The organism is Chryseobacterium candidae, assembly GCF_004916905.1.
GTDB lineage: Bacteria > Bacteroidota > Bacteroidia > Flavobacteriales > Weeksellaceae > Chryseobacterium > Chryseobacterium candidae.
In genome coordinates, this window is record NZ_SDLV01000047.1 from 167,044 (window position 1) to 191,517 (window position 24,474).

Annotated in this window: 16 protein-coding genes; 9 read left to right on the forward strand and 7 right to left on the reverse strand. The window is 37.4% G+C overall.

Translation table 11 applies throughout. The annotated features are described in order from the left end of the window. The first annotated feature begins 29 nt into the window (after positions 1–29). Both EK417_RS18395 and EK417_RS18400 read left to right on the forward strand, forming a co-directional pair. Complete coding sequence (locus EK417_RS18395; RefSeq protein ID WP_136522985.1) at positions 30–2,051, forward strand: flotillin family protein; 2,022 nt, start codon at positions 30–32, stop codon at positions 2,049–2,051. A 154-nt stretch (positions 2,052–2,205) separates the two neighbouring features. Beyond that, a complete protein-coding gene (locus tag EK417_RS18400; protein ID WP_136522986.1) occupies positions 2,206–7,005 on the forward strand; it encodes a DNA repair ATPase in 4,800 nt (1,599 codons plus the stop codon). A 53-nt stretch (positions 7,006–7,058) separates the two neighbouring features. Here EK417_RS18400 and EK417_RS18405 read toward each other — a convergent pair whose 3' ends face one another. Then, positions 7,059–8,351, reverse strand: coding sequence for a DUF389 domain-containing protein (locus EK417_RS18405; protein WP_083688786.1), 1,293 nt, complete (start codon positions 8,349–8,351; stop codon positions 7,059–7,061). 204 nt (positions 8,352–8,555) lie between these two features. Between EK417_RS18405 and EK417_RS18410 the strand changes: the two genes are divergently transcribed. From EK417_RS18410 to EK417_RS18420, 3 genes are read left to right on the forward strand one after another with little or no spacing between them, the layout of a single operon-like run. Beyond that, the gene (locus EK417_RS18410; RefSeq protein WP_110367466.1) at positions 8,556–8,924 is read left to right on the forward strand and encodes a hypothetical protein; all 369 of its coding nucleotides are present in this window, start codon (positions 8,556–8,558) and stop codon (positions 8,922–8,924) included. 42 nt (positions 8,925–8,966) lie between these two features. Then, positions 8,967–10,382: an aminotransferase-like domain-containing protein gene (locus EK417_RS18415; RefSeq protein ID WP_136522987.1), complete on the forward strand. Its 1,416-nt coding sequence runs from the start codon at positions 8,967–8,969 to the stop codon at positions 10,380–10,382. Between the two features lie 14 nt (positions 10,383–10,396). Continuing rightward, on the forward strand, positions 10,397–10,882 hold the full coding sequence (locus EK417_RS18420) for a GNAT family N-acetyltransferase (RefSeq protein ID WP_076595244.1): 486 nt from the start codon (positions 10,397–10,399) through the stop codon (positions 10,880–10,882). A 75-nt stretch (positions 10,883–10,957) separates the two neighbouring features. Here EK417_RS18420 and EK417_RS18425 read toward each other — a convergent pair whose 3' ends face one another. From EK417_RS18425 to EK417_RS18450, 6 genes are all read right to left on the reverse strand, one after another. Then, positions 10,958–12,811: an alkaline phosphatase family protein gene (locus EK417_RS18425; RefSeq protein ID WP_136522988.1), complete on the reverse strand. Its 1,854-nt coding sequence runs from the start codon at positions 12,809–12,811 to the stop codon at positions 10,958–10,960. Between the two features lie 410 nt (positions 12,812–13,221). Then, entirely contained in the window at positions 13,222–13,890 is a 669-nt protein-coding gene (locus EK417_RS18430) for a phosphonatase-like hydrolase (protein ID WP_136522989.1), read from the reverse strand. Between the two features lie 7 nt (positions 13,891–13,897). Beyond that, positions 13,898–15,052, reverse strand: a complete 1,155-nt coding sequence (locus tag EK417_RS18435; RefSeq protein WP_136522990.1) for a TIGR03364 family FAD-dependent oxidoreductase — start codon at positions 15,050–15,052, stop codon at positions 13,898–13,900. 11 nt (positions 15,053–15,063) lie between these two features. Beyond that, positions 15,064–16,368, reverse strand: coding sequence for a DUF5690 family protein (locus tag EK417_RS18440; protein ID WP_136522991.1), 1,305 nt, complete (start codon positions 16,366–16,368; stop codon positions 15,064–15,066). A gap of 9 nt (positions 16,369–16,377) precedes the next feature. Further along, on the reverse strand, positions 16,378–19,203 hold the full coding sequence (locus EK417_RS18445; RefSeq protein WP_136522992.1) for a TonB-dependent receptor: 2,826 nt from the start codon (positions 19,201–19,203) through the stop codon (positions 16,378–16,380). 508 nt (positions 19,204–19,711) lie between these two features. Then, entirely contained in the window at positions 19,712–20,281 is a 570-nt protein-coding gene (locus EK417_RS18450) for a helix-turn-helix domain-containing protein (RefSeq protein ID WP_110367473.1), read from the reverse strand. A gap of 195 nt (positions 20,282–20,476) precedes the next feature. On the opposite strand from EK417_RS18450, the gene EK417_RS18455 reads away from it, so the two are divergent. The 4 genes from EK417_RS18455 (at position 20,477) to EK417_RS18470 (ending at position 24,199) form a co-directional block, all read left to right on the forward strand. Continuing rightward, entirely contained in the window at positions 20,477–21,184 is a 708-nt protein-coding gene (locus tag EK417_RS18455; RefSeq protein ID WP_076595250.1) for a response regulator transcription factor, read from the forward strand. A 3-nt stretch (positions 21,185–21,187) separates the two neighbouring features. Beyond that, positions 21,188–22,600: a sensor histidine kinase gene (locus EK417_RS18460; protein ID WP_076595251.1), complete on the forward strand. Its 1,413-nt coding sequence runs from the start codon at positions 21,188–21,190 to the stop codon at positions 22,598–22,600. A gap of 246 nt (positions 22,601–22,846) precedes the next feature. Next, positions 22,847–23,341 carry a hypothetical protein gene (locus EK417_RS18465; protein ID WP_136522993.1) on the forward strand — a complete coding sequence of 165 codons (495 nt, stop codon included), beginning with the start codon at positions 22,847–22,849 and terminating at the stop codon, positions 23,339–23,341. Positions 23,342–23,371: 30 nt separating this feature from the next. Next, positions 23,372–24,199, forward strand: a complete 828-nt coding sequence (locus tag EK417_RS18470; RefSeq protein ID WP_136522994.1) for a YoaK family protein — start codon at positions 23,372–23,374, stop codon at positions 24,197–24,199. Positions 24,200–24,474: the final 275 nt, after the last annotated feature.

Genomic DNA, 24,474 nt, shown 5'->3' on the forward strand with positions numbered 1-24,474 from the left:
TAAACTATAAACTATAAACTTATAAAACTATGAACTTACCTTTAATTGCTGGAATTGTTGTTGCTGTGGTAGCATCAATCGGATTGATTTTCTGGATTTTATCGATGTATAAAAAAACCGTTCAGGGAATCGTTATTTTAAGAACTGGTTATGGAGGTACAAAAGTCTTCTTTAATGCCGGTATTGTCATTCCCATTATTCATCGTATGGAATCTATGGATATCTCTGTAAAAAAACTGGAGATCTCGAGAGAGGGAAGAGCTGGATTAATCTGCAAAGACAATATGAGAGCAGATATTCAGGTCGCATTTTTTATCCGTGTCAACAAATCAGTGGATGATATTGTGAATGTAGGTCAAACCATTGGCTGTCAGCGTGCTTCTGATGCCCAGACGTTGAGGGAACTCTTTGAAGCAAAATTTTCAGAAGCTCTTAAAACGGTAGGAAAGAAATTTGATTTTACAGAATTATATGAGGCAAGAAGCGAATTCCGTCAGGAAATCCTTGATATCATCGGAACAGATCTTAACGGATATGTGCTGGACGACTGCGCCATAGACTACCTTGAGCAGACTTCCATTGATAAATTAGATAAAGACAATATTCTTGATTCTGAAGGGATTAAGAAAATCACAGAACTGACAGCTACTCAGAATATTAAAGCCAATCAGGTTCGCCGTGATGAAGAAAAAACCATTACAAAACAAAATGTAGAAGCCAGAGAAGCCATTCTTGAGCTTGAAAAACAGCTGGCAGAAAAAGAAGAATCTCAAAAAAGAGAAGTCGCCAATATCAAAGCCCGTGAAAATGCAGAAATTCTGAAAGTAGAAGAAGAAGAGCGCCTTAGATACGAAACCGTTCGCATTGCTACAGAAGAAAAACTGCAGATTGCAGAAGAAAATAAACTTCGTCAGGTCGTTATTGCTGCTAAAAACAAAGAACGTGCAGATCTGGTAGAAACAGAAAGAGTATTAAAAGATAAAGCTCTTGAAGCTACAGAAAGAGAAAGAATTGTCTCTCTTGCCCAGATTGAAAAAGAGAAAGCCATAGAGCTGGAGAAAAAAAGTATTCAGGATGCGATCCGTGAGCGTTTAACCATGGAGAAAACCGTAGTGGAAGAGCAGCAGGGAATCAAAGATCTGGAAGCCTTCAAAACAGCAGAAAGAAATAAGCAGGTAGAAATTACCGTTGCCACTCAGGAAGCAGAGAAAAAACTGATTGAAGAAACAAGAGCCGCAGAATCCCGCAGATTGGCAGCAGAAAAAGATGCTCAGAAATATGTCATTGAAGCACAGGCGAAAAGAGATGCAGCAGAAAAAGAAGCAGAAGCCCGTAAGATTATTGCAGATGCCAAAGCAAAAGAAGAAGCAACCGTAGGATTGTCAGAAGCTCAGGTAATGCATGCAAAAGCAGATGCTGCAGAAAGACAGGGAGTTGCAGAAGCTACTGTTATTGAGAAAAAAGCAGATGCCAACAAAAAAGAAGGAATTGCCCAGGCAGAAGTCATCAAAGAAAAAGCACTGGCAGAAGCAGCAGGAATCACAGAGAAAGCAGAAGCCATGAAGAAACTGAATGATGCCGGAAAAGACCACGAAGAATTCCGTCTTCAGCTTGCCAAAGAAAAAGATGTGGAACTGGCTCAGATTGCTATTCAGAAAGATATCGCAGAAGCGCAGTCTATGGTATTGGCGGAAGCCTTCAAATCTGCAAAAATTGATATTGTAGGAGGTGATAATACATTCTTCGACAACGTTATCAGACAGGTTTCTGCAGGAAAAGGACTGGATAAATTCATCAGCCACAGCGAAAACGCGCAGATTGTAAAAGAAAACCTTCTGGGTGATGGGGAAAACATCATCGGAAAAGTGATGGGAATGGTAGATAAATACAAAATCTCATCTGATGACATCAAAAATATGAGCATTGCTTCTTTGATCTTTAAACTGAATGGCGTTGCCTCTCAGCAGGAAAAAGGAATTCTGGAAAGAGCGCTGGATATGGCGAAACACCTGGGCGTGGAAAACAAGCCGGTGAACAATAATCATATTTGATGCAAGAGTGCTTTAGATACTTTAAGAGATTCTAAGCCTCAAACCTTATAGGTTTTTAAAACCTATAAGGTTTATATCAAAAAATTTTCAAAGTACCACAAGTTATACAAAGATCTGCTGTAAGACAGCAGTCATGACAACCTAAATAAAAACGATGTCAGAACAACTTAATTCCGGAACTTACGAAATTATTCAGAACCGTTTAAATGAGCAGAAGAATAACCTGATTCAGAGACTTCAGCAGCTTAATGAAAACCGTAAAAATATATTTGGCGGGGTAGATTTTTCACTCATTGCCAATGAAAGAATTTCAACGGATCACAGCTGTATAGCCAAAGATATCTATTCACTGGGTGATCACCTGATATTCGGGTTTAATGCCCACCTGGGACTTCAGACGGAAATCAATATTTCGGACGTTTTTTCAATATATACAATTAATAATGACCGGTTTGAACCTCAGGATCAAACCCTGATCAATGATGAGGTTTTCATTGATGAGTTCAAAAACCTTTACAAATATTACAGAAATACTTTCTTTGCCAGATTTACCTTCACCGAAAACTATCTGTACATGGTTTTCCAGCTGTCCGAAAGTACCACAGATATCAAAGCCTTTAAATGGCTGATCAAAGAAAATCAACTGGTCTATGTAGACTCAAGAAGTGCTTCCGAGACCTCTTACCCTCAGCAGCATGGTTTTGCATGGACAAAGGCCACGAGAGATATGCAGAGATCCGGGAAACATCCTCATATTTCTTTAGCAGATAAAGTTTTCGTAGAAAGTATTGGTGGAGATATTACCATCAAAGTAGAAGACAATACAGATACAGGAAAAGGAATTTACTCCGAAGATGTCATTCATAAAGATCAGAATCTGGACGATGCTGAGATTCATTTCTGTGATCTCGATAATCTTGTTTTGTTTAAAATAAAACCCTATCAGGAAACAGAACGCTATTTTATTTATAACCACAAAGAAAAGACCGTTTCCAGAGCAGATGCCCTTAAATATTCAGGGCTTTTGCTTCCGGAAAATCAAGGGGTATTGTTTTCAAACGGATATGCCCTGCAGACCGGAGGATTAAAAGTAATTTCTCAGGATCAGAACAGACTTTACTATCTCAAAACAATTATTGAGCCTAACGGAGAAAATTTTTTATACGTTTTCTACGATGATAAAACCAACAATTATCAGTTGATTTCTTATAATATCATCACCCAAACCATCGAAATACCAATCCGATGCAGTGGATTTACGTTTCTCAATGATGGAAAACTGATCTATCTCAGAGAAAGTATTGAAACCACTAAGCATCATCTGGCTCAGATCTGGCAGACTCCTTTTTCTAAAGAACTGCTGCCTAATGCGGAAAAAGCTGACAGTTTACTTTACAAAATAGGAAATAAAGATATTGTAAGAGTAATGGCAGAGAGCCAGGAGCTGATCACTCTTCTGAACAAAAAAGACTCTTACAGCGGTTTGTATGATGATATTGTAAAGCTTTCCACCTTTATTCTGGATACTTATTATTTCCTTGGTGAAGATGAGGTTCAGAAACTGGATCAGCCATTGAAAGAGATCAGAGCGATTGCGCATTCGGCCATCAATGAGTACGAAAAAGTAGTAGAACAAAGGAAAAATACAGAGGAAACTTTAGAAAAAATAAAGTTGTCCTGTGATAAAATTCTTGATGATACCAAAAGGCTTCACTATTCTCAGCTTACTGAATATATTGATGCTCTTTCTCAGATCAGAGCCTTAAGAGGAGAAGTGACGGGAGCAAGAGCGCTTAAATATGCAGACACAATTTTGCTGGATGCGTTGGAAAAATCTCTTGCAGACCGTTATACAGAACTGTCAAATGCCTGTGTGGGATTTCTGCTTCAGGAGGGAGCATTATTACCTTATCAAGAAAGAGCTGAGAAGATTTCCGAAGATATTATTGGACTGCAGAAAGCCATTGATGCCAAAACAATTGAAGAAGATATCAATCTCCTTTCCGGGCAGCTAGAATTGTTGGTGGATATTGTCAATAACCTTAAAATTGAAGACACCTCGCAATCTACCCAGATTATTGAAAACATATCTCTGATTTTTGCGAGGCTGAATCAGGAAAGGCTGGAGCTCAGCAAAAGAAAAAGAGAGATTTCAGGAAAAGAACTCGCTTCAGATTTTCAGGCTCAGATTACCCTGTTTGACCAATCGGTGATCAATTTTCTGGAACTTTCGCAAACTCCGGAAAAATGTGATGAATATCTCACCAAACTTTCCATCCAGTTGGAAGGAATGGAAACGAAATTTATTGATTTCGAAGAATTTATCCAGCAGATAGGAACTAAAAGAGAAGAAGTTTACGGACATTTCCAGAATAAAAGAGTACAACTTACCGAAACACGAAATAAAAGGACTCAGAATCTTTTTGATGCTGCGCAGAGAATCCTGAAATCTGTACAGACCAAAGCAGAATCTTTTGACTCTGAAAATGAGATCAACGGTTACTTTGCAGCTGATCTGATGGTGGAGAAAGTGAAGGATCTTTCAAGACAGCTTGCAGAGCTGGAAGATTCAGCAAAATCTGAGGAAATTCAGACGCTGTTAAAAACATTACAACAAGAAGCGGTAAGAAAGCTTAAAGATAAAAAAGAGATCTATGCAGACGGAGAAAGCGTCATTGCATTGGGAGACTATAAATTTGCAGTCAATCAGCAGAAGCTGGATCTTACTTTGGTGCTTAGAAATGCCCAATATTACTATCACCTTACCGGAACAAGCTTTTATGAACCTTTGAATTTCACAGCAGATGAATTCAAAGAAGTCTGGAATCAGGAATTTGTATCAGAAAATAGCACGGTAAAAAGATTTGAATATCTTGCCTGGAATGTGTTTTCCGCTCACAAGGAAATAACTTCAGAGATTGAAAACGAAAAGGCTGTACAGCAGTTTACAGCAGAGCATTTCGGAGAAGGATTGGTAAAAGGAATTCATGATAAAGATGCTGAGACAATTGTATTGAAACTTCAGCAGATGCACAATGAATTGGGACTGATGAGGTTTACTGCACAGGAAAGAGCACTGGCACAGCTTTTCTGGTTTTTCCTGGAAAGTGAAAGAAAAGAATATTATACCAAACAGTTTGAAGCAGCCGCTATTATTGCTCAATCATTCACTGTAAAACAGGGATTTGAGTATTTAATCAGAGAAATTTCGGAGGAAATGAAATCTTTTGCATCGGCCCATGGTGTTTTTAAAGAAACGGATTGTATCAATGCTGCCATATACCTTAAACAGGAAGACAAAGAAAACTTCCTGATCTCAGAAAAAGCGGCCGGATTATATGAACTTTTCATGAAAGAACTGAAGGAAAAAGGCAAAGACCTGGAGTTTATCAGCCAGTTGCAGGCAATGTATCAATACCCTCAGGCATGTTATTATATTGCAGAAAGCGCGCTAAAAGCCTTTAATTCTGGGGCTGGCCAAGATATTATACAGGAGGCAGCAGTATTTATCATCAGTCAGAAGTTTGATCCGAATAATATCAAATACATTTCTTATGAAGTCACCATAAAAGAACTGAAGTCTCTTGAAAAAGATACGGAATACCATCTTAGCTACTTTGAATTTGTATCCCGTCTTAGTCATTTTAATACGGTTACCGTTCCTAAATACAAACGGCTTCAGGAATTGAAGTACAGCTGGGTGGATGAAAAGAAAAAAGCGATGAAACTTGATACTTTCAAACCTCAGGTATTGAGTTCATTTGTGAGAAATAAACTGATCAATGATGTCTATTTCCCTCTGATCGGTGCCAACCTTGCCAAGCAGCTGGGAACTGCCGGTACCGATAAAAGAACAGACAGAATGGGAATGCTTCTTCTGGTCTCTCCGCCTGGATATGGAAAAACTACCCTGATGGAATATATGGCCGAAAGAATGGGACTGGTCTTCATGAAGATCAACGGACCGTCGTTAGGATATGATATCGTATCAACAGATCCATCTGAAGCCAAAAATGCAGGGGCGAGACAGGAACTTGAAAAACTGAATCTCGCCCTGGAAATGGGAGATAATGTCATGCTTTATCTTGATGATATTCAGCATTGTAATCCTGAGTTTTTACAGAAATTTATTTCACTGGCAGATGGACAGAGAAAAATTGAAGGAATCTACAACGGAGAAAGTAAAACATACGATCTCCGATCCAAGAGATTCTGTCTCGTAATGGCGGGCAATCCTTATACGGAGAGTGGAGAAAAATTTAAAATTCCGGACATGCTGGCCAATCGTTCAGATACTTACAACTTAGGAGAAATATCCGGATCAAAAACAGATCTTTTCGACCTGAGCCTTATTGAAAATGCCCTGATGTCCAACGAATATCTGACCAGACTGACCAATCCGGGAATTGAAAACCTGTATGAGCTTTATGATTGTGTGATTACAGATCATCCTGCTGACAACTTGAAAGGAAACTTCAGCTCCAGTGAAATATCGGATTTCAGAGCAGTACTGAAAAATACAATCAGGGTAAGAAATATGGTGCTGAAGGTAAACAAAGAATATATTGCCTCTGCAGCCATGTCAGACGATTACAGAAATGAACCCTCATTCAAGCTGCAGGGATCATACCGTAATATGAATAAACTGATAACACAGATACAGCCTATCCTGAAAGACAATGAAGTTATCCAGATCGTCCTGGATCACTATCAGAATGAATCTCAGACGCTGACAACAGGGGCAGAAGCCAATATGCTGAAACTGAAAGAGCTGATAGGAATTCTCTCAGAAGAAGAAACCGAACGCTGGAATGAGATCAGAAAAACCTTTGTTAAAAATAAAACCTTAAAAGGTCTTGGAGAAAATGATAGAATGTCCCAGATTGTAGCGCTGCTTGCCCAATTTGGAGATGGGTTGGAAGGCATTAAAGAGGTTCTCAGAAAAGAAAATTAACCCTGTGAAGAATAAAAATAAACTGCATCCATTAAGTGATGCAGTTTATGTTTTTATTGACGGATTACCTTGGCATTTTTATCAGAAAGCTTCTCAGAAATCCATTTCTTCATTTTTTCTTCCTGCTCTTTTTCTTCTTTTTCAGATTGATAGAGAACAACGGTACTTACATTGGCACTGTCTGTATTCGGAAAATTGGTTACTTTACCAATAGAAATATGGTTAAAGTCAGGAAATAGAATATTGATTTCTTTTATGAGACTGGAGTCCTTTATGGTATAACGATCCAGTTGCTGCCTTAAACGATTGATAATAAGATCTTTTTCAGATACTGCACTATTTCGCTGGCCAATTTCATTCAATATTTCGGATTTCAGATCTGTAGCATCCTGTTTTATAATAAGTTCAGTATTGGATATTCCAAGATTTTTAAGTTTTTGATTAATAGAATCCAATTCTTTCTTATCAAACTTTTTGGATAAAAAAGCTAATTCTATTTTCTTCGGTGAAGAATTATAGTTTACTTTTTTATAAATCATAGTATATCCCTTCTGTGTAAACTCATTATTGATAAAATTATCAACACTCTGGCTAAACTTTTTTTCATTCAACAGGTTATAAGCCAGATATGAGCTGGGAAGGATCATAATGATAATTAATGCGCTGATCCCAAACCGGATCTGTCTTTCATATTTTCGATCAACAAGTTTTACCGGTTGATATCTAAGGTATTTGATAATAAGAAACGTAGCGATGCAAATAAAAAAACAATTGATGGTATAAAGATAAAAAGCACCTATAAAGTAACTCCATTTAGCCACAGAAAGCGCATATCCTGCAGTACAGAGAGGAGGCATCAAAGCCGTGGCAATGGCCACTCCCGGAACAGGATTTCCCTGTTTTACCCTTGTAATGGCGATAACTCCAACAAGTCCTCCGAAAAAGGCAATAAGGACATCGTAAATGTTTGGGGCTGTACGGGCCAGAAGCTCTGATTGAGTTTCCTTAAACGGGCTTAAGGAAAAATAAATGAAAGAAACCAATAAACTGACCAGAGTGGCTATCAATAGGTTTTTCATAGATCTCTTCAGCAATTGAAAATTATAGGTTCCCAATGCAAATCCTGCTCCTACTATAGGTCCCATTAAAGGAGATATAAGCATGGCCCCGATAATGACGGCAGTGGAGTTTACATTAAGACCCACGGAGGCAATCACTATTGCACACGCCAAAATCCATAAATTGGAACCGCGAAAAGAAATGTTTTCGGTAACGTTTTCAAGAACTTTCTGCTTGTCTTCCTCTCCAAAATGAAGATTGATAAATCTAAAAAATTTTCCCACCATTATATTTTTGATCTTTTTCTGAAAATAAAAATACATAATTAAATGTAATCTTTACCTTCTGTCTGTTCTATAAAATAAAAACTTGGCATACAAATCTGCTTGAGAAGAGAACTCATTCATAATCTGTATCCATAATATTAGATACTTCTGTATCTGTATCCAAAATTAAATACGCCATAATTTTGTTTAGCTAAAGAAGAAAATATGGAAACAATTACTCAACATCAGAAACAGTTTCAATATGCTGAAGCTTATATATCAGACATGTTGATGCTTAAAAATATCTTTCTGGAAACACAGCATCTGAAAAAAGCAGACCACAGTTTCGGACTTCCTTTTCTTTTGGCTAAAAATGATAGGGAAGTCATTGCTTTTGCCAGTCTTATCGTCAATGAAAAAGAAAAAATATCTTTTAAAATCTATGATAAAAACAGCATGACAGAAGCAGAAAAAAGAAACTTTTCTTCCCGGGCAGAAAGATATTGCAGAAATAATCAAACACCCAATTTTCAGGATCCGGAACAATTGAAAAGTAGTATCAGCAGTATGATCAGCTGGCTGAATCCTGAATAAAAACAGGATAAAATTGTACATTTACTTAAAACCCCTGATTCTATGTCTAAAGATGTGCTGTACCTTAAAATAGCCAATTCTGTCACAGAGCAGATTAAAAGTGAAACCCTGCAGTTTGGAGACAGGCTGCCTTCATTGAGAAGTGCCCAGAAATTATATAATGTAAGTCTGAATACCATAAAACAGGCGTATATGGAACTCGAAAGCCGTTCTCTGGTAGAATCACGTCCTAAATATGGATATTATGTAAGCCAGACTTCCCAGCGGAAACTGGCGCTGCCTTCTGTGACTCAGATGAAGGTTTCAGAAGGGAACAACACCCCTCAGGATCTTATTGACAAGGTGTTCGGGAGTATTGGTGGTACAGATGTTACACAGTTTGCCCTTGGAATTCCGGGGAAAAGTCTTCTTCCGGTAGCGAAGATGAAGAAATGCATGATTGACGTGATGAAAAGGAAAAGCGACAGCGGAACCAATTACGAACCCGTGCAGGGGAGCGAAGTTCTGCGTCGGGAAATTGCCAAATGGTCCATGGTCATGGAAGGGAAAATCACAGAAGATGATCTGGTTATTACTTCCGGAGCGATGAATGCCGTTTATAATTGCTTAATGGCCGTGACGCAACCGGGAGATTCGGTGGCGGTGGAGAGTCCGGTGTATTTCGGAATTCTGCAGGCCATTCATTTATTAGGGTTGAAGGCAGTAGAAATTCCAACTCATCCTATCACAGGAGTGGATCTGGATGCTCTAAAGAAAGTGCTTCCAAAGCTGTCTGCATGTTGTTTTGTAGTAAACTATAATAATCCACTTGGATTCCAGATGCCGGATGAAAACAAAAAAGAATTGGTGAAAATGCTTACCGAACACAATGTTCCTTTGGTAGAAGATGATGTCTATGGTAACATCTATTTCGGAGCCGGAAGACCAAAACCCTGTAAGTTTTATGATGAAGCAGGAATTGTGATGTGGATAGGCTCGGTTTCCAAAACATTGGCTCCGGGCTTTAGAGTGGGATGGGTAGCCCCCGGAAAATTTAAAGAAAAAATCATCCGTCAGAAATTGGTTCAGACGGTAAGCGGACCATCTTTGTTTTCGGATGTGATTGCTGATTTCCTTGCTCACGGACGGTATGACCACCACCTCCGAATGTTCAGGAAAAAGCTGTATGCAAATTATCTCCAGATCCAGAAATCGGTGATTGAATATTTTCCCGATAATACAAAAATTTCAGAGCCTAAAGGCGGTTTTATGCTTTGGCTGGAACTGGATAAGAGAATCTGTACAGAAGATCTTTATGATATTGCAGTCAGCCAGAAAGTAAACTTTGCTCCCGGAAGAATGTTTTCACAATATAATCAGTATCAGAACTGTATGCGTCTGAACTATGCATTAGAGTGGACAGACAGGGTGGAAAGTGACCTGGAGAAGCTTGGAAAAATGATAAAAAACAGAATTTAATAAACCTTATAGCGATGAATGATAGTAAAAATGATGTAAAAATTGTGGCCTATGAATCTCAGTATAAAGAAGCTTTCAAAGCTTTGAATGAAGAATGGATCAAAATGTTTTTTGTAATGGAAGCAGGTGATTATAAGCTGTTGGATCATCCGGAAGAGGAAATTTTAAATAAAGAAGGGCACATTGTCTTTGCTTTGCTGGATGGAGAAGCGGTAGGAACGTGTGCATTGGTAAAAACGGAAGATCATCCTCTTACTTTTGAGCTGTCAAAGATGGCCGTAAGTCCTAAGGCTCAAGGAAAAAAAATAGGCTATCTGCTGGGAAATGCTTTAGTAGAAAAGGCAAGAGCATTAAATGCAGAAAAAATCTTTTTAGTCACCAACTCTATTTTGGTTCCGGCCATAAAACTGTACGAAAAATTAGGCTTTATCCATACCCCTATCGGTCATGCTGAGTACGACCGTGCAGATGTCAGAATGGAGTTGACTTTCAATACGTAAACAAAAAAAATATTAGAACCCGGATAGGAATATCCTTGTTCTAATATCAAATTTAAATCTAATTGCTTTACTGTTTTATTTCTTGATAAAAGTCTTTGTCAGTGTTTTTTTGCTTCCGTTGATTTTAATGAAATACACTCCGGACGGAAGATTTCCAATGCTGATTTTTTCATTATAAAAACCTCTTGAAGACTGCAAATGTGATGTGAAAACAAGAGCCCCTTTACTGTCAATGATATCTGCTTTAATTTGCTTATCCTCAGATTGATACTGAATTCCAATGAATGTTGAAACTGGATTGGGATATATTGTAAACTCATCAGTAATTACCTTCGTATCTTTTGCCGCCAATACTTCGTTGGTACATGCCGGAATTCTGTTAACTCCATCTATTCCCCATGAAGACTGCACCGGAATACAAAGCCAGTTCAATACAGTAGGGAAATGATCTGTTTCTCTTGTTGTTGAGGTATAATCATACACCTTGAAGTTATTAACTGTCCCTGCATTATAAGAAGGAGAACCCGTTACAGTCATATCATTGGTGTTCGGACTAGAGTCTGCCAACGTATTTCCTGAAGTGCCATTACATTTCCAATTGGCTAATAATTGAGAATAATAAGGATGTGAAGGGGTAATGTCCTGATTAGCCCAGTTCACGATGACATCATTGGGAAGGGCCGATTTCCAGATTCTTACATCTTTATAAGAAGCCGCCAGATTGATTCCGTAAGTATTCGTTCCATCCTGATTTAAGGTCAAAGGAAGTCCGGAATCAATATTTCCGATCATATTCATTTTAGCAAAAGTTACCGGAACACCATCTTCATACAGTGTTACAAGACCATCTCTGTCAAAGCTTGCTGCAATATGTTTCCATTTATTGGTTTCTACTTTTCCGCCTACAAGGTCAATTCTGTTAGTTCCGTCCCCAATATTCATCTTTAAAGTCTGACCTGAATAACCAGAGAAAACAAATCCTTTATTTTTTCCGTTAGCCCAGTTTTTATTACTGATCATTACCGGATCACTGGAGTAAGCAGCATTAGGCTTTACCCAAAATTCAATGGTAAAATCCTGATTCGCGCCAAAATTAAAAGGATTCTGATTGGCTGGTTTTGCATAAGTTCCTGCAGGGAAATTCAATTGATTAAATGTTTTATTGGATTCCAGCACTGTTTTGCTGATCTGCTGAGGAGTAAATCCGGGATTGGAATACACCGTAAAAATATTTCTTTCAGAAAGATTTCCGCCTCCGTGAGAGCTGTCTACCGCACCGTGGTCTGTAGTAAGAACTACCAGCCAGTCTTCATTATTATAAGAAGGCCTGCTTTTCATTGCAGTTACAATTTCACCAATATAAGTATCTGTTGTCTTAATAGAATTTACATACTGAGGAACAGTGGATGAGAACCCGTAAGAATGTCCTGCATGGTCTACATCATCAAAATCTACAAAGAGGATGTCAGGATTGTCGTTCTGCAGGGCATTTACGGCAGCATTTTTTACCGCAAGATCTGTTGCCAGATTAGTCTTTACATCAGCGTTTTGAATAATTTTATCGTTGATGGGCGACCAGTGAGCCAGAGAAATGGTTCTCAAATTAGCGTTGTAAGTCTCTGCTCTTGTTAAGAAATCAGGGTAATTAACGAAGTTCGGACTGGTAAAATTATTGTCCTGAACATTGTGTTTGGTGTGCCATACTCCGGTGAGCATAGTGCTCCATCCGTTTCCGCTCCAGGTAGTAGCAGTGCAAAGTCCGTCAACAGAGTAAATGGACTGATTGATGAGGTTTTGAATGTTAGGAGTAGGCGTAGACATCATGACATCTGCACGGCATCCGTCAATTCCGATAAAAAGGACTTTTTTAGTCTGTGCTCCAAGGAAACAGCTCATAACAACAGCCATTGAGAATAGTTTTGTTTTCATGGGAAAATAAGGTTTTAGAATTATAAATATTTACAAATAGTAATTTATTTTTAACTATTGTAAAATTAGTTTACTATTTGTAAACATTTGTGAACTGAAAGTTAATTATTTGATAACTAAAAAGTTTAGAAAAAAGAATTCTAAAACCTTCAATTGGCCATACTAAACCGAGACTGTTTCAAAAGTGTTATTCTGAACGAAATGAAATGTAGTGAAGAATCTAATATTGGGAAGATCAGTAAGATTCTTCCTTCGTCAGAATGACAAAAGCCAAATCACTTAGCTTTTGTGTAAACCTCTGTGAAACTTATAATTTGGCGGGATGGTTAAAAACACAAACATTTTCAATAGAAGTATCCATGAAAACGTTTGTGTCAAGAAGTATTAAAAATAATTTGAAAAAGATGTATTTAAAGAAGATCTTCAGCCTCAGAAATAGTATTCAGAATATAATCAGGTGACGCCTTCTCAAGCTCTGATTGGGTTTGAGCTCCTGATAGAACAGCTATTGTAAGTCCGCAGCCTGCATTTTTGCCCTCTTCAATATCAATAACGGAATCGCCTGCCTTTAAAACCTTATTGGCTTCCGTAATATTGAATTTCTTCATTGCGAGATGAATCATTTCAGGGCTTGGACGGCTTTTCGAAACGTCGTCCGCAGTAATCAAAGCATCAAAATGAATGCTTTCCTTCCAGTTAAGTTTGTTCAAAAGCTGATGCGCAATCTCTGATGTATATCCTGTATTTAAAACGATCTTTTTGTTTTGAGACCTCATGCTCAGCAGAAAATCTTCTGTTCCGTTGATGGGTTTTACCTCAAGGTTTTTATAAGATTCTTTTAGCTGATCGGAAAAATTCTCAAAAATGGCAGGAGCATCCTCTTCATTTCCCTTAATTTCTTTTAAAAGGCTTGTGATGGCTTCCAGTTTTTCCATTCCGGCACAGCTGGATAATACTTTTTCAAGGCTTACAGTATAACCGTAATCATTCACAGCATTGGTAAGTGTTTTGTAGACTACATTATCTTCATCAACGGTTGTTCCGGCCATATCCAGAACTAATAATTCTATATTTTTCATGTAAATGTTATGCGTAAATTTTTTTAATATTAAACTTAGAGAAGCCACCGCTTCCCGTCATTCCTTTTCCCCCGATACCCGTTACAATATGAATGTTGGAAGATGGGCTGTGCTCAAAAATATCCTTTGTCTTGCACTGGGAATAGATCCCAAACCATCTTCTCTGAATTTCATACGTAGGAAGATCAATGATTTTCTTCGCTTCATGAATCATAAATTCATCAATCTCCATATTAAGATCATATCCCAGATCATCCGCATTTTTAGCATCCGCATACTCATGAGAATCTCCTATGATCACAGAGCCGTCAAGGGCCTGTTTGAATAAAATATGCACTCCGTATTTCTTTTCAAACGAATTAGGATCTTCTAAAGCCTTGATTTTCTGAAAAGAAGGACACTCGCTAAAAGACTCATACCTTCTCACGGAAAGTCCGGTAAGAATATTTCCCTGAAGTGAATAGATTCCCTGAGGTTTGGTCTGAAGCATCTGAAGTTTGCTCACTTCCAGATCACTGTCATTGAATACTTTAGGATATAAAGTTTTGAACTCATGCCCGCCGCAGATGATGATTTTAGATGCATAAAATTCTATTCCGTCTGCAGTTACAGCGGTACATTTCTGATCATTTTCATGGGTTTCCAGCACTGTAGTATTATAGAAAATCTGCAATCCCATTTTTTCCTGAAGCAGCTTGTGAAGCTTTACAATCATATCTGCAGAATCTACGGAAAGTTCCTGCGGAAAAAACAGACCTCCTTTGCAGTAATCCGAACGGAGACCGTCAAATTTCTTGATGCAGTCGTTTTTGGATAATAAAACAGATTCATAATCATTATTTCTGTTGATTTCATAAAGCTCTTCAATCAGCTGAAGTTCTTCATCATTGGATGCGATATAGACAGATCCGTTTTGCCTGATGGTAAGATCTGCCTGATTATGAAGTTCATTGTATATTTTGAGACTTTCTCTTCCGAAATTCTGCCATTTAAGATCCATTCCGGAGGGTACTACCTGTCCGAAATTCCTTACCGTGGCACCCTGAGGAACAGAATTTCTTTCCAGTAAAGCTACTTTAAGATTTTTCTTCAGCGCATGATAAGCATGGAATGTTCCTAAAATTCCACCTCCTACAACGATTAAATCAAATTTTGTTGTCATTGTTCTATAATTTATAAAATTTTCGACGTATCGAAATTGATGAATTGATTAGTGTTTGAGTTTGATTTCGGTTTTGATTTCTTCCTGAAAGCCAGAAATGCAACCACCGAAAGAACGAAAACCGTTATGGTGATGATATAATTCAAGTTGATATAAAAATGTAACCACGAAGTCTGAGCCGATCCGAAGTTTTTATACAGCAGGATCAGCACACTTCCCAGATATCCGAATGAATCTACAATATAGATCAGAAAACCAACGTTTCCTTTGATTTCAAAGGCCGCGATCATCCGGTCAAAATAGATTCCATTGAAAGGAATATAACAAATGTACATTCCAAAACCTGAAATTGTCATCCATAAAAAAGGTGCCATATAACCCTGCTGAAACAGATAGGTAGAAAGTCCTACCGTAAGAATTCCTGCAAAAAGAATATAATGATAGCAGGCAAACGCTTTTTTATTGTTTTTCACTTTCACCATAAAGCTTAAAATCACAAGTACCATCACCGCAATAGGAATTTCTGTTAAGGTGAAAATAGAACTGTCTAAATTAAAATGCAGTCCGTCCCAGATTTCCCGGTTGAAGTTATCTCTGAAATCTCTTAAAACGGTTAAGCTGATATAAAGAAATATGATACACACGATCGGAACAAAAAACTTTTGAACCAGTGCTTTTCTTTCTGCACCATTCAACGGCTGTCTTTTATTTTTAAGCAAAATGTCTTCTTCCGAAGGTTGGGGAATTCTTTCAAGAAGCAATCCGAATAAAATCAATGGAATAATAAAAATAAGTCCGGCAGAAAATGGCATCCAGAATTCGGAAATGGAAAATGTATCCATTAAAAATTTTCCTGCTGACTTTGTAAATCCTGAAGAAACTACAAAGCTTGAACATAAAAACAAACCAATAATTTCCGTGGTTTTTCGCCCTTCGATATAGGAGAAAACAATTCCCCAGATCATTCCCAGCGGTATTCCGTTGATGAACATACATATGATATTGTAAGGAGCGGGAACGGCTGCGAATCCCAGTAATGCAAGCTCTGCAATAGCAATGAAAACAAACAGATAAGTAAGTCTTTTCTGGGGTTTTAGTTCAGAAATAAATTTGATCCCGATGAATTTTGAAATAAAATAGCCTACTGCCTGTGCAATAATAATCAGTATCTTATAATCTACCCCGAAATAAGAAATTCCCTCGAAAGAAGCTACAGTAAAGGGTTTCCTGAAGCCGTACATGCAGAAGTATACACCGAAAGCGGCGAAAGCGGCCTTCAGTGTTACTAATGTTTTTTTATTGATGGTTCTGGCCATGATAAGGGTTTAGAAGTTCAGTTTTACTCCAAGATTGAATCGTACTCCGTAATATTCTACCTGTTCAGGACGGTCTTCACTTTTTCCGAAGTGATAGATCAGCGGTTTGTTCAGAATATTGTTCACATCCGCGTATAAAGTCAGATATCTGGTAAACTGATAAGAACCTCCGAAATCAAGATTGCTGTATTTTCCATAATAAGAATCGTTGATATCTTCCTCGGCATATTCTACTGCATATTTCCCTTTGTAGTTGTAAGCAAGCCTTGCGTTGAATCCTTTTTTCTCAAAGAAAAGCTGCGCATTGTATAACTCCTTTGCCTGATAGGGAAGGGCTACCGTTCTTCCGCTTGGTTTTTCCATTTCAGAAGTCATGAATGTAGCATTCAGTTGTACCCCGAAATATTGTAGAAGCCCTGGAAGAAAGTCAAATCTTTTATTAATTCCCAGCTCAATTCCTCCCAGCCATGCCGCTTTTCCATTATTAGGAGCGGTAAATTGTACGCCGTTGTTTCCGTTATAGTTTCCGATAAAAGAATCCTGGAAAATAGGATCTGTAATGGATTTATAGAAAACACCGCCACTCAGAATCCCTACGTTGGAGAAATAATATTCTCCCATCAGGTCAAAATTCAAAGAATAGGTAGGATTAAGATTGGGATTTCCCCCTTTGAATTCGTTATCTGCTTCACTATAAGTTCCTCCCGGAGTCAGATCTCCAAAATTGGGCCTTGAGAAAGTTCTTGTTGCTGCAAAGCGAAGATTAGCTTTATCGTTTAAAGTATATTTCAAGTGAATCATCGGAAGAACGGCCAGATAGTTTTTGGTATTTTCTACCGGTGTCAGTACATTATCATTTACGCTGTAACCTTTCACTTTTGTATTGGTATTGGATAATCTGATTCCTCCTAAAACGGTGATCTTGTCATTCAGTTTATAGGTTGCCATTCCATAAGCATCTGCATGTTTTTCAAACACATCAAAGTTCCTTCCCAGAGCTTTATTGTATTCCAGCGCTTCGGAATCTGCTGTGTTGATTTTCAGATTTCCCTGATGGTCATACCAGAACTGGTTCATTCCTGTGGTAGAAAGTACCGGACCAAATGTATTTCCGATGTGAGCATTCATTTCACTTAAATATTTCGGCCCATTAGGCTGTGTTGTGATGTATTGGGAATAATCAGACAGAAGAGGTGCTGTTCCGCTGCTCCAGTTGTAGAAAATATCGGAGAATCTTGCATTACGCTCTTTATCACGGTATTTAAAACCATATTTTAAAGTCAGTTTATCAGATGCATTGATCTCATGGTTGAAAGCCGCTACGATTTTATCCTTTTCCTCTACAAAAACCTTGTAAAATTCAAGATCTGTAAATCTCATTTGGGAAGCATCCATTTTAAAGTTCGGATCACTGTAAAAACCGAATAAATCATCCGGATTTTTATAATCTAATTTCCCGCCATCTGCTTTCCAATACGCTCTAGGTCCATTTCCATGATTGGAAATATAATCAGGATTGATGCCTACACCGGATTGAGTGTACTTGATGACATAATAAGAATTGTTCTGTTTGTCTGGGATGTTTCCATACTTGAATTTGTTGTCATAATAAGAGAGATCCCAGTCAATTTTTCCTTTGTTTAATTGATGAACCGCTCCCAGGGAAGCAGACGTAAGTTCCGTTATCAATAAATTGTGAATGTTCTGAAGCTCCACTCTTGCCGTATTGTTCGCACTGCTGAATTTATCAAAACGGATTCTATGCTTGTAGTGGGTTTCATCGTCTGATAATGTCCCATACATTCCTTTTAAATAGAAAGTTGTCTTTGGAGAAAGTACATATTCAAAAGCCGTATTAATTCCTGTTGTCTTTCTCACCCCGTTATAATCACGGAGTTCCAGTCTGAAAACGCCTTCATCACCACTTCTTCTGGCCTCGAAATTGTCTGTAGACCAGTTTCTTATGAAGTGGGCGAAATTGAAAAGATACCCGAATTTCTTGTCTTTTGTTCTTCCGCCATATAAAAATCCAAGGTTGTAGACCCCTTTATCGGCTTTGGCATTATATCCGCTTCCAATCGTTGATTTAAACTCTGTTTTCATGGGTGGTGTTTTGGTGATGAAATTCACACCGCCGCCAATTCCGTCGGCCTCCATATCCGGAGTAAATGATTTGTTTACATGCACATAGGAGATCAGTTCCGTAGGGAAAAAGTCGAATGCTGTTGCTCTGGAGGTTGTCTCCTCTTCAGCCGTTGGAAGTCTGTTTCCATTAATGGTTGTGGATGCCCAGAATGGCGGAAGTCCTCTGAGGGAAACAAACCTTCCTTCTCCCTGATCTCTTTCAATAGAAACTCCCTGCACACGCTGTACGGTTTCTGCTGCATTTCTGTCCGGTAATTTTCCGATTCCGTCTGAGGCAATTACATTGGTAATATTGATTGCATTTTTCTGAAGATTCAACGCTCTCGCTTCCGTATTTTTCAATGTTCCGGTCACTACTATTTCATCAATGTTTTTTCGGGGCTGGGAAAGTTTAATGATCCCCAGATCAACCGTTTGCTCCGGTTTCAGATCAATAGTAATGTCTGAAGATTCATAACCAATATAACTGATTTGTAATGTATATTGACCTTCTTTGATATCATTGATGGCAAATTTTCCTTCAATATCGGTTGTTATATTTCTGGATAAGCCTTTTATTTTGACTGTTGCCCCAGGGAGAGGCTGGCTCTCATCAAGAACAGTTCCTATAATTAACTGTTTCTGTGCTGAAACAAAGACCATGAAACAGACAAAAACAAGGGTAAGTAATTTCTCTAATTTTGTTTTCATTTTTACATATATTAAATTTTTTATGCAAATCACGCTAATAATTTTAATATATATAAATATTTTATGTTAAGTATTGTTTAACAAATAAACGCCATTTGTTACAGCTATTTTACTTTGAAAAGCATTGAATCTGATCTTTGAAAATTGGATAAAACAGGTTTAGAGATCACTCATACAACGTTTTTTGTAAATAATACCATATACTTATGAAATAGAGAATTGCTTCAAAACAGGAGTGTTTTGGTTAATATTTCGTTCATCTTGGAAGAAAACAGAAAAATAAAAGTTGCATATTTGTAAACTTTCATGTGTGCTTTAATTCAAAAATTGAAGAATGATGTAAAAATAAGATGATTATTATATGGATGTCTATAATGAATCTACACTACATTTGTCATTTTGAATGTTATGAAGAATCTCAAGTTATTGAATGCAAATAAGAGATTATTCCTTCGTCAGAATGACAAAAGCAAAATAATAAAAACTTTGTGTTAAAAAAATGAGATAGTTAAGCCGTATAAAAATAAAGAACAAGCATCACACAGCTCTCATTGCTGATGCTTACCGGAACGTGAGGAAATTTTCCGTTGAAATACAAAGAATCACCCTCTTTTAAGATGATTTCTTCATTGTCAATCATATATTTCACTTCTCCTTTCAGAATATATTTGAATTCCCAGGCATCCGTAATAACCTTTTCCCTTTTAGAATTGGGTTCGAGAGTCAGCAGTACAGCTTCAAACCCTAAAGAATGAAGACTTTTGCTGAAGATATGCATGTATTTGAACCCTTCAGCTTCCACCTCCTTTTCGATGACTTGCTGGCTTTCTTTCGGAACATAGATGAATTTGGCGTTGGATTTTTTCTCAACTCCTTCAAAAAAATAACTGGCGTCAATCTCAAGCGACTGAATCAGATCCAATAAAACAGGAAGTGAAGGAATAGTCCTTCCATTTTCAATTCTGGAAACAAGGCCGTTGCTCACGTTCGCTTTAAAAGCCAGTTCGTTAATGGTTAAATTATTCTTTTTTCTAATATCCTTTAATCTCTTGCCGATACCTATTAAAAAGTCATTCATACTGTGTGGAATTTAACCTGAATTATTTTTTCATCATTATATTCAAAACAAAGGTAATATTATTCTATAGAGTTTGGATATAAGAGGGAATCAATTCATTGAAATTTATTATTGGGTTTCCCGGCTTTCTCAGATTCTTTCGCCTTTTCTCTCCGGCAAAATTTCCCTATTTTTGTAAAACTCCTTATTTCATCTATGAAAAAAATTATTCTTATCGAAGACGAAACCAGTGTTGTCTCATTTATTAAAAAGGGACTTCAGGAAAATGGGTATGAGATTTCTGTTGCTTTTGACGGGCGTACAGGAGTGCAGCTGGTGCGGGCTAACGATTTCGATCTGGTTATTTTAGACATTATGCTTCCGGAAATGAATGGTCTGGATGTATGCAAAGAAATAAGAAAAACCAATCAGAGCGTTCCTATTTTATTTTTGACTGCTTTGGGAACTTCTGAAAATATCGTTCTTGGGCTGGAAAGCGGCGGAGATGATTATCTTGTAAAGCCTTTTAAATTTATTGAACTGGTGGCACGCGTGAAATCTCTGCTTAGAAGAAGCAATAACAATGGTCCACAGGAAATTGCCGAACCGGAGCCGGATAATGAACACGTATTTCAGTTTTCGGATCTCATGGTGAATGATTATACCAAGAAAGTAACCCGTGCCGGAGAAGATATTTCCCTTACTTCCACAGAATATAAACTCCTGTTGTATTTCCTGAATAATCCTGAAAAAGTAATTTCAAGAGCAGAAATTCTGGATGCGGTCTGGGGCGTAAACTATGAGCTGGGAACCAATGTGGTAGACGTTTATGTCAACTATTTAAGAAAAAAACTGGATAGCCAGGACGATAATAAGTTGATTCATACCGTGATAGGAATGGGGTATGTGTTGAAAAAAACATAATGAATGTTTAATAAAGTCATTACAAATCAAACCAAAACGATGGTGCTTTTGATGCTGGTTTTTACCGCCATCATTTTGCTGTTCAGTGGTTTGGTGTACTTTTCTATTGTTAATTTTTCGCATCAGAGGTTTTATGAGCTGCTGAAGATCAGAACGGCAACCATCGTTCAGATAGAAAAAAGCAAAGATCATCTCGATCTTCCGGAAAACTATGTTCTCAACAGTTTAAATGATGAGGAACTTCCGATGGAAAAAGACTATGTTTTTGCTGTTCCCAGTGATTCCAATTTCAAAAAAATATCTCAGGAAGTTCATATTCCTTCATATTTCTTTAAAAATATTATCAAAGAAGGAGAGTCCAATTATAATGATGAAGAATTCTATTATATAGGACAAAGCTTCAGATATGATGATAAAGATTATATTGCCATTGCTTCAGCCAAAAACCATTATGTGGTTTATTATCTGGGCTTCCTAAAAAGAACACTGCTTACCTGTATCGTACTGTCTCTGTTCTTTAGTATGATTTTTTCTTTTTATCTGTCCAAAACTTTATTCAGACCCATCTTAAAAATTACAGGAAAAGTAAAGGAAATCAGTTCCGAAAACCTTCATTTAAGGCTGGAATCACAGCCTGATAATAAAGAACTGAATGAGTTGGTAGACACCTTTAATGATATGCTCAACCGTATTGAAACGTCTTTCGAAACCCAGAATCACCTGATCGGAAATGTTTCCCACGAACTGAGAACTCCTCTTACCTCCATTATGGGTGAGGCGGATGTGGCACTTTCCATCAGCAGAACGGCCGATGAATACAAAGAAACCCTGGGAATCATTCTGGATGAAGCTGAAAAACTTGATAAAAAGATCAAAGCACTGCTTATGATTGCTCAAACCGGATTTGATGGAAAGATCCAGAAAATGGATAAGGTAAGAATCGATCAGCTTCTTTGGGATGTTATTGAAACGCTCAGAAGAATTGATTCCAGAAACAATATTTACCTTGATATCAGCATGCTTCCCGATAACCCGAAGAAACTGAAAGTACAGGGAAATGAACAGTTATTGCATCTTGCCGTAGCCAATATCATCAGTAATGGCTGTAAATATTCTAATTTCCAGCAGGTTAAAGTTTCGCTTGGAGCTACCAATACAGACGTTTATATTATTGTAAAAGATAATGGTATCGGGATTCCGGAAGTGGAAATGAACAAAATCTACGATCCGTTTTTCAGGGCTTCGAATACCAATAATTACGAAGGCTACGGAATCGGGCTTCCGCTGGCAAGAAATATTGTAAGAATGCACCATGGTGAACTGATTGTAAGCTCGCACGAGAATCAGGGAACAACAGTACAGATGCGTTTTCCTAATTTCTACAGCACTCAGAAGAGCGAAGAAATCAATAAATAAGAATCTCTGTTCTGACTTTTTTTACTTGTTTTTAATTTCATTTTGTTTTGAAAATCAGTATGTTATATTGTTGATTTGGTTTCTTTTCGATTTTAGTTTATTGGGGTATGAACTCCTGTTAACAATTTTCTAATCTCATTTTAATCTCTTTAATCACATTTTAATTCCGTTCCAAAGATCTTCTAATATGGTCGTTCTAGTTTTGTATCATCAAAAAAGATAAACACAATACAAAATAATAAGAACATGACTAAAACAATTTTAATTGCAACAGATTACTCTCTTGAGTCATTGAACATATTGAAAAAAGTACTTAAAGAGAAAGATGCAGCAGAAGATCAGAACCAATATAATATCCTTCTGACTTCCGGATATGATTCCGGAGATTCTATCAGAGATCTTTTATTCAGTACCAAAACATCGATATTCAATAAAATCAGGCCTACGGAATTCTGTGATGCCTACGGAATCATCAGCAATAAATATCCACACCTGGTCAATAAAATCATATGTGATGTCTTTACAGGAAGTTTTCAGAGGACATTCAATCAGTACGTTAAGGCGGAAAATATTGTGGAAGCTTATTATTCTCCTGCTATCAAAAGCAAAGGAAAGGGCAAGTTTGATCTGATTCCTTACATCAAAAAGTGTAAAGACCTGAAGTCTTATGAAATCCCTGTTGAAGTAAGAAAAAGACTTCCGGAAAGAGGAAGACTGGCAGAGATCTTTGTGGAAGCCTAAGAAGTTAAACACTATTTAAAAAGATAAAAAATGTTAAGAAATTATAGTAACAGCAGGACACTGGGAGATAATATCAGGTTGGGGACGCTGACTGCCTTTACGGCAGGTACTATAAATATAGCATCCCTATTGATATTTCTCTCTTTTACGTCGAATGTAACGGGGCACTACGCTATTTTGGCGGCGGAAATCAGTAAAGGAAACTGGACGCAGGTGGGAGTCGTAGGAGGATGGATCTTTTTGTTCTTCTTCGGAAGTTTCGTGTCCAACTTTATCGTTATCAATTTTAATAATAAAAGCAAATATTTTGCCCATGCCATGCCGATTGTGCTGGAAATTATATGTCTTCTTTTTGTGGGAATATACGGGCAGTTTTACTATCAGAAAACACTAGAAGAAACAGAATATTTAGTAGCATTAATGCTTTTCGCTACCGGACTTCAGAACGGTCTTACCGCAAGTATTTCCAACTTCTCCGTAAAAACAACCCACCTTACCGGAACTACTACTGACCTTGGAATTCTGACATCGATGTTTACCCAGAAAAAGTACAGAAAAAACGGAGAGCTGATTGGCAGAGCAAAACTTCTCATGAGTATTATGCTTGCCTATGTAATGGGAGCCGTATTTTCAGGATTAACTTATTACTATCTGGAATTCAGGGTGTTCTATGTCATCAGTATATGTCTTCTGATTGTCATCGGGTACGATACCTATAAAATTCATATCCGTCACTTCAATACAAAATACAGATACAGCAGAATCTATAAAAAGCCCAATCTTTTTGCTTACCTGTATGATAAAATCCATGGAATTCCTAAAAGAGAAAAGAAAAGAAAATTGGTCTTTGAGGATTAAATTAGAAAACACACTATTAATTTTTTGTATAAACTAGCTGTAAATGCCCTTATTTTATTATAAAATAGGGGTGTTTTTCTTAAAAATGATCTTACTAATCAGTATTTCTGTTGTTTTTTGCCCTATTTACTGGCTGCTGAAATGAAAGTTTCCTGATCATAAAAATAAACCTGCTAACGCCCTTCATTACAAACATTAAAAAAATCAGTTGGGGATAAATAGGCAAAAATGTTGATAATTAAATATTAAATCACGATTTTAGTATTTTAATTCCC